Source organism: Streptomyces cellostaticus (assembly GCF_001513965.1).
Taxonomy (GTDB): domain Bacteria; phylum Actinomycetota; class Actinomycetes; order Streptomycetales; family Streptomycetaceae; genus Streptomyces; species Streptomyces cellostaticus.
On the sequence record NZ_KQ948029.1, the window covers coordinates 24,522 to 32,330 of the forward strand.

The following is a 7,809-nucleotide window of genomic DNA, read 5'->3' on the forward strand; positions in this document are numbered from 1 at the left end:
CAGGGTAAGAACGCTTCCGCAGCTGCCACAGGGGCGGCCCGGCCGTGGGTTCTGTCCGGAGTGGACGACGGTGCGCTGCGAGCCCGGGCGCGCCAGCTGCTGGGCCACCTCCACGCCCGTCCGGACATCGGCGCCGACGCGTTCGGGGCCGCGCTGGCCCGCCAGGACCGGCGCCTGCCGCAGCGAGCGGTGATCGTCGGCGCCTCCCGTGAGGAACTCCTCGACGGCCTGGCCGCGGTCGCCGACGGCCTGCCGCATGTCACGGTCACCCGGGGAACGGCCGCCGCCACGGCACCCGTCACCTTCGTCTACCCGGGCCAGGGCTCCCAGTGGCCGGGGATGGCCAAGGAACTCGTGGGCGAGTCCGCCGTGTTCGCGGACGCCATCGCACGGTGCGCAGAGGTCTTCGCCGCCGAGTCCGGCTGGTCCCTGACCGAAGCCCTCGACACCGCGGCCGCGGCGGGCGCCCCGCCGCGGGTCGAGGTCGTACAGCCCGCCCTCTACGCGGTGGGCGCCGCCCTCACCGAGCTGTGGCGCTCCTTCGGCGTCGAGCCCGACGCCGTGGTGGGACACAGCATGGGCGACCTCGCCGCCGCCCACGCCGCCGGCAGCGTCGGCATCGAGGACGGCGCCCGGGCGGTGGCGCTGTGGAGCAGGGAACTCATGCCCCTGGTCGGCAAGGGAGACATGGCGTCGGTGGCGCTGCCCGCTGACGAGATCGCCCCCCGGCTGGCCTCCTGGGGTCCGGACCTCGTCCTGGCCGGCATCAACGGCCCCCGCTCGGTGCTGCTGGCCGGAGCCACGGACCCGATCGGGCGCTGTGTGGCGGAGCTGACCGCCGAAGGGGTCCGCGCCCAGGTGATCGGCGTGTCGATGGCCGCGCACTCCCCGCAGATGGACGAGGTCGCGGGCGGACTGCGTGCGGCGCTCGACTGGTTCACACCGGGCGCAGGCGCCGTTCCCTTCTACTCCAGCCTCACCGGCGCCCCCCTCGACACCCGCGAACTGACGGCGGACTACTGGTACGAGAACTTCCGGGGCCGCGTGGAGTTCGAGCGCTCGGTGCGGGCCTGCGCCGACGACCGGGCGGGCGTGTTCGTCGAACTCAGCCCGCACCCCGTCCTCGCGGCCGCCGTGCGCCAGACACTCGACGCGGCAGGCGTGAGCCGCCCGGTGCTCGCCACGCTGCAACGCGGCCAGGGCGGGCTGCGGCGCTTCCTGACCGCGGCCGCGGAGGCGTACACCCACGGGGTGGAGGTCGACTGGACAGCCGCCTTCCCCGGGGTCGAGCCGACCCTCGAAGCCGACCTGCCGGAGCTTTTGTCCGCCGGACCGGAGCTGGGCGCACCGGCCGCCGAACCCTCCCGGCCGGGACTCTTCCCCCCGGGAACGCCGGACCACGAGATACGGCAGCGACTGGCGCGCCTCGTACACACCGAGACCGCCGCCGTCACCGGCACCGGGGCCGAAGCCGCGGACGGCTCGCTCACCTTCGCCGAACTCGGGCTCGACTCCGTCCTCGCGGTGCAGCTGCGGGACCGCCTCGCGACGGCCCTCGGCCGGGACATCGGCATCGCCACCCTCTTCGACCACCCCACCCCACAGGCCCTCACCGACGCCCTGTACGACCTGCTGCGCCCGCGCGTGGAGGCCGGCGGCCCGGGCGCGGATCCGGACCCCGGGCAGCGGGAGACCGGAGCCGGCCGCGCGGACGACGAGCCGATCGCGGTCGTCGCCATGGCCGTACGGCTGCCCGGCGGCGTGCGCACCCCCGAGCAGTTCTGGGAACTGCTCGCGGGCGGGCACGACGCCGTGACCGGCCTTCCCACGGACCGCGGCTGGGACCTGGACACGCTCTTCCACCCCGACCCGGCTCGCACCGGCACCGTGCGGCAGCGCTCCGGCGGCTTCCTGCACGACGCCACCGGCTTCGACGCGGACTTCTTCGGCATCTCGCCGCGCGAGGCCCTGGCCATGGACCCGCAGCAGCGGCTCCTGCTGGAGGTCAGCTGGGAAGCGCTCGAACGGGCCGGAATCTCCCCCGAGTCGGTGCGCGGCACACCCACCGGAGTGTTCACCGGCGTCATCGCGCAGGAGTACGGCCCGCGCCTCGCGGACGGCGGCAAGGACGTCGGGGGCTATCTGGTGACCGGCACCACCACCAGCGTCGCCTCCGGGCGCATCGCCTACACCCTGGGCCTGGAGGGACCGGCCGTCACCGTCGACACGGCCTGCTCGTCCTCCCTCGTGGCCCTCCAGCTCGCCTGCCGCTCCCTGCGCGCGGGAGAGACGGACCTCGCCCTGGCCGGCGGCGCGACGGTGATGCCGACCCCCGGCATGCTCGTCGACTTCAGCAGGCTCGGCGCGCTCGCCCCCGACGGCCGGTGCAAGGCGTTCTCCGCCGACGCCGACGGCTTCGGGATGGCGGAGGGCGCCGGAGTGCTCCTGCTGGAGCGGCTGTCCGACGCCCGGCGCCTGGGCCATCCCGTCCTCGGCCTGATCCGCGCGGTGGCCGTGAACCAGGACGGCGCGAGCAACGGACTGTCCGCGCCCAACGGCCGGGCCCAGGCCCGGGTGATCCGGCAGGCGCTCGCCGAGGCCGGACTGTCCCCGGCCGACGTGGACGCGGTCGAGGCCCACGGCACCGGCACCCGGCTCGGCGACCCGATCGAGGCCGAGGCCGTGCTCGATGCGTACGGGACGGGCCGCCCCGCCGGCCGTCCGCTGTGGCTGGGCTCGGTGAAATCCAACATCGGCCACACCCAGGCCGCCGCCGGCGTGACGGGCGTCATCAAGATGCTGCTCGCGATGCGCCACGGCACGCTGCCGCAGACCCTGCACGCCGACCGCCCCTCCACGGAAGTGGACTGGTCCCGGGGCGAGGTGCGGCTGCTGACCGAACCGGTCGCCTGGCCCGACGCGGCACGGCCCCGCCGGGCGGGCGTCTCGTCGTTCGGTATCAGCGGCACCAACGCCCACGCCGTCATCGAGGCCCCGCCCGAGGACACCCGCCCGTCCGGCGACCGGGCCGCGGGCCCCGACCGGCCGCGCGCCCGCGTCGTCGCGCCCTGGGTCGTGTCGGCGCACACCGAGACCGCGCTGCGCACCCAGGCCGGCCGCCTCGCCGCGCACCTGCGCGAGCAGCCCGAACACACCGCCACGGACGTGGCGTTCTCGCTGGCCACCACCCGGGCGGCCGCGCGCCACCGGGCCGCGTTCGTGCCGGACGGACGCGCCGCAGCGCTGGCCGCACTGGACGCGCTGGCCGACGGCGACACCGAGGACGCCGCCGTGGACACGGCCCGGCCGCAGTCCGCGCCCGTCTTCGTCTTCCCCGGCCAGGGCTGGCAGTGGGCGGGCATGGCGGTGCAGCTGTACGACACCTCACCGGTTTTCGCGCGCACCATGGACGAGTGCGCCGCGGCCCTGGAGCCGCACCTGGACTTCCTCGTCCTGCCCTTCCTGCGCGCGGAGGCCGCCGCCGCGGCCGGCCGGCCCGACACCGACCTCTCCACCGACCGCGTCGACGTGGTGCAGCCCGTCCTCTTCGCGGTGATGGTGTCGCTGGCGGCACTGTGGCGGGCCCACGGCGTCGAACCGGCCGCGGTGATCGGGCACTCCCAGGGCGAGATCGCGGCCGCCTGCGTCGCCGGCGCCCTCTCCCTCGACGACGCGGCCCGGCTGGTGGCCGTCCGCAGCCGTGTCATCGCCGGGCTGCGCGGGCACGGCGGCATGGTCGCGGTCGCCACCACCGCCGCCGACCTGACGCGCCGGCTCGGCCGCTACGACGGCCGACTGGAGACCGCCGCGCTGAACGGGCCGCGCTCCGTGGTGGTGGCCGGGCCGGACGACGACCTGAACCACCTGGTCGCCGCCCTCGACGCGGAGGGCGTGCGGGCCAGGCGCCTGCCCGTCGACTACGCGTCGCACACCGCGTACATGGAGGACGCCCGCGCCGCCCTGCACGAGGAGCTGGGGGAGATCGAGCCGCTGCCCGGCGCCGTGCCCTTCTTCTCCACGGTGACCGGCGACTGGGCGGACCCCGCCGCGCTGGACCGCGCCTACTGGTTCCGCAACCTCCGGGAGACCGTACGGTTCGAACCGGCCGTACGGGCGCTCACGGAACAGGGCCACCGGGCCTTCATCGAGCTCAGCGCCCACCCGGTGCTCACCTCCGCCATCGAGGAGACCGGGCACGAAGCCGGTGCGGACCTGCTCACGGCCGGGACCCTGCGCCGTGGTCACGGGGGACCGGAGGACTTCGCCCGCGCCCTGGCCACCGCGTGGGCTGCGGGCGTACCCGTGCGCTGGGAGTCGGTGTTCCTCGGCGTCCCGGCGCGCCCGGTGCTGCTGCCCACCGCGCCGTTCCAGCCGGAGCGCTTCTGGTGGGAGCCCGCACCGGACGCGGGCACCGCGTCCGGCGGGCCGGAGCACGACGCGGCCGACGCGCTGCGCTACCGCATCGACTGGCAGCGGGTGACCGCTCCGCAACCCTCCGCGGCAGGCCCGCGCAGTTGGCTCGTCGTCCGGTACGACGGGGCCGCGCAGGCGGCCGCGCAGGCGGCGCGCGCATCCCTCGAAGCGGCCGGTGCGACGGTGTCCGACCTCGTGATCACCACCGCGCCGACACCGGCCGAACTGGCGCAGAACCTGCGGCACGCCGCCGAAGGTGCGGACCGGATCGGGGTGCTGTCCCTGCTGGCCGTGGACGAGAAGGGCGAGGGCACCGGCACCCCCCTGGGCCTGCCGTCGCTCGGCGCCACCGTCGTCCTCGCCCGGGCCCTCGCCGAGTCCGGCCTCGACGGCTCCCTGTGGTGCCTCACCGAAGACGTCCAGGTCACCACGGCCGACGAGCGCCCGGGCGACCCCGCACGGGAGGCCCTGTGGGGACTGGGGCGCGTCATCGCCCTCGAACACCCCGGTCTCTGGGGCGGCTTGATCGACGTACCCGCCGGTTCCACGGCCGAGATCACCCGCTCGCTCGCCGGCGTGCTGACCGGCGACAGCGGTGAGGACCAGGTCGCCCTGCGGGCGGCCGAGGTGTTCGTGCGCCGCTGGAAGCGGGCCGCGCCCCGGCCCCGGACCGCGCCGCACACCTGGGAGCCCACCGGTACGGCGCTGGTCACCGGAGGCACCGGAGGCATCGGCCGCCATGTCGCCCGGTGGCTCGCCCGGCGCGGCGCCCCGCACATCGTCCTCACCAGCCGCAGCGGCCAGGGCGCCCCGGGAGCCGACGAGCTGGCCGCCGAACTGCGCGCGCTCGGCTCCGCGGTGACCGTCGCGGCCTGCGACGTCACCGACCGCGAGGCCCTGCGCTCGCTCCTTCGGAGCCTGCCCGAGGACCAGCCGCTCACCTCGGTGTTCCACACCGCGGCCACGCTGGACGACGGCACCCTCGACACCCTGACCGGTGAACGGATCGAACAGGCCGGCCGCGCCAAGACCCTGGGCGCCCGGCACCTGCACGAACTCACCGCGGACGCACCCCTGACCGCGTTCGTCCTGTTCTCCTCGTTCGCCTCCGCGTTCGGCGCACCGGGCCTGGGCTGCTACGCCCCGGGCAACGCCTACCTCGACGGCCTGGCCCGGCAGCGGCGCGCCGAGGGGCTGCCCGCCACCTCGGTGGCCTGGGGCACCTGGGCCGGCAGCGGCATGGCGGAGGGCCCCGTGGCGGAGCGCTTCCGCCGGCACGGCGTGGTCGAGATGGCTCCGGAAGAGGCCCTCGACGCCCTTCGGACGGCACTGGACCGGGCGGAAGTCTGCCCGGTGATCATCGGGATCGAGTGGGAGCGTTTCCTGCTCGCGTACACCGCGCAGCGGCCCACCCGGCTGTTCGACGCGCTGCCCGAGGCCCGGGACGCGCGGGAGGCGCTGCGCCGGGAACACGCAACGGCCGGGACACCGCTCGGCGGCGGCCTGGCGGACCTGCCCGCCGCCGAGCGCGGGCGCGCACTCCTGGACCTGGTACGGCAGCACGCCGCCTCGGTGCTCGGACACCGGGACCCGGAACGGATCTCCCCGGAGCGGGCGTTCCTGGAACTCGGCTTCGACTCGCTGGCCTCCGTGGAACTGCGCAACCGGCTCACGGCCGCGACCGGTCTGCGCCTGCCCACGACCCTCGTGTACGACCACCCGCACGCCCGGGCCGTCGCCTCCCGCCTCGAGGCCGAACTCTTCGGCGCGGCGGAGCCCGAGCCGGGCCCGCGCCCCGCCGGCGGCGACACCCGCCGCGCGGACGACGCGATCGCCGTCGTGGGCATGGCCTGCCGGTACCCCGGCGGCATCAAGTCCCCGGACGACCTGTGGGAGTTCCTCGCCGCCGGCCGCGACGCGGCCGCCGCGGCGCCGGACGACCGGGGCTGGGAGCGGCGCGCGGTGCTGGGCACCGGTGCCGACCGCCCCCTGGGCAACTTCCTCGACGACGCGGGGAACTTCGACGCGGCGTTCTTCGGGATCTCACCGCGCGAGGCGCTGGCGATGGACCCGCAGCAGCGTCAGGTCCTGGAGGTCACCTGGGAGGCGTTCGAACGGGCGGGCATCCGGCCGCAGACCCTGCGCGGCAGCGACACCGGGGTGTTCGTCGGCATGTCGCACCAGGGGTATGCGGCCGGACCGGTGGAGGGCCGGGACGAGGTCGAGGGGTATCTGCTCACCGGCAGCACCGCCAGCGTCGCCTCCGGCCGGGTTGCGTATGCGCTGGGCCTCGAAGGTCCCGCGCTGACGGTGGACACGGCGTGTTCGTCGTCGTTGGTGGCGCTGCATCTGGCGGCCCGGTCGCTGCGGGACGGCGAGTGCTCCCTGGCGGTGGCCGGCGGTGTGTCGGTGATGGCGGGCCCGGAGGTGTTCACCGAGTTCTCGCGGCAGGGCGCGCTGGCCGCCGACGGGCGCTGCAAGGCGTACTCCCAGGACGCCGACGGCTTCGGGATGGGCGAGGGCGTGGGTCTGGTGGTGCTGGAGCGGCTGTCGGACGCCCGGCGCCAGGGGCATCGGGTGCTCGCCGTGGTGCGGGGCAGTGCGGTGAACCAGGACGGGGCCAGCAACGGTCTGTCCGCTCCCAGCGGCCCCTCGCAGCAGCGGGTGGTCCGGCAGGCGCTCGCCGATGCCCGTCTGACACCGGACCAGGTGGATGCCGTGGAGGGGCACGGCACGGGCACGGTGCTGGGCGATCCGATCGAGGCGCAGGCGCTGCTGGCCACCTACGGACAGGGGCGTGATCCCCAACTTCCTTTGTGGCTGGGCTCGTTGAAGTCGAACATCGGGCATGCGCAGGCGGCGGCCGGGGTGGCCGGGGTGATCAAGATGGTCCTGGCGTTGCGGCACGGGGTGCTGCCGAGGACGTTGCACGCGGAGGTGCCGTCGCCGCATGTGGACTGGTCGTCGGGTGCCGTGGAGGTGTTGCGGGAGGCGCGGGAGTGGCCGCGTAGCGGCCGTCCGCGCCGGGCGGCGGTGTCGGCGTTCGGTGTGAGCGGGACGAACGCGCATCTGATCGTGGAGGAGCCTGCGCCGGTGGAGCAGGCCGCCGATGCTTCGGTGGGTGTGCTGGGGGCCGCGGGTGTCGTGCCGCTGGTGCTGTCGGCGCGCACGGACACCGCGCTCGCCGCCCAGACCGACCGGCTGGCCGATCACTTGACGGCCCATCAGGACATGCGGCTGCGGGATGTGGCCCGGACCCTCACCGGGTCACGGCAGACCTTCGACCGGCGGGCCGTGGCCCTCGTACGCGACATCGAGGACGCCACCGACACCCTGCGTGCTCTCGCCGAGGGCCGCCCCGCGCCCCGCACCCTCACCGGTGCCGGTGGCGGGGAG

The 7,809-nt window shown here is 75.6% G+C and carries 1 protein-coding gene; it reads left to right on the plus strand.

The window, feature by feature from the left end:
* Positions 1-60: 60 nt before the first annotated feature.
* Positions 61-7,809, plus strand: a 7,749-nt coding sequence (locus AQI88_RS45185; protein WP_159050394.1) for a type I polyketide synthase, incomplete at its 3' end; no start/stop codon positions are given.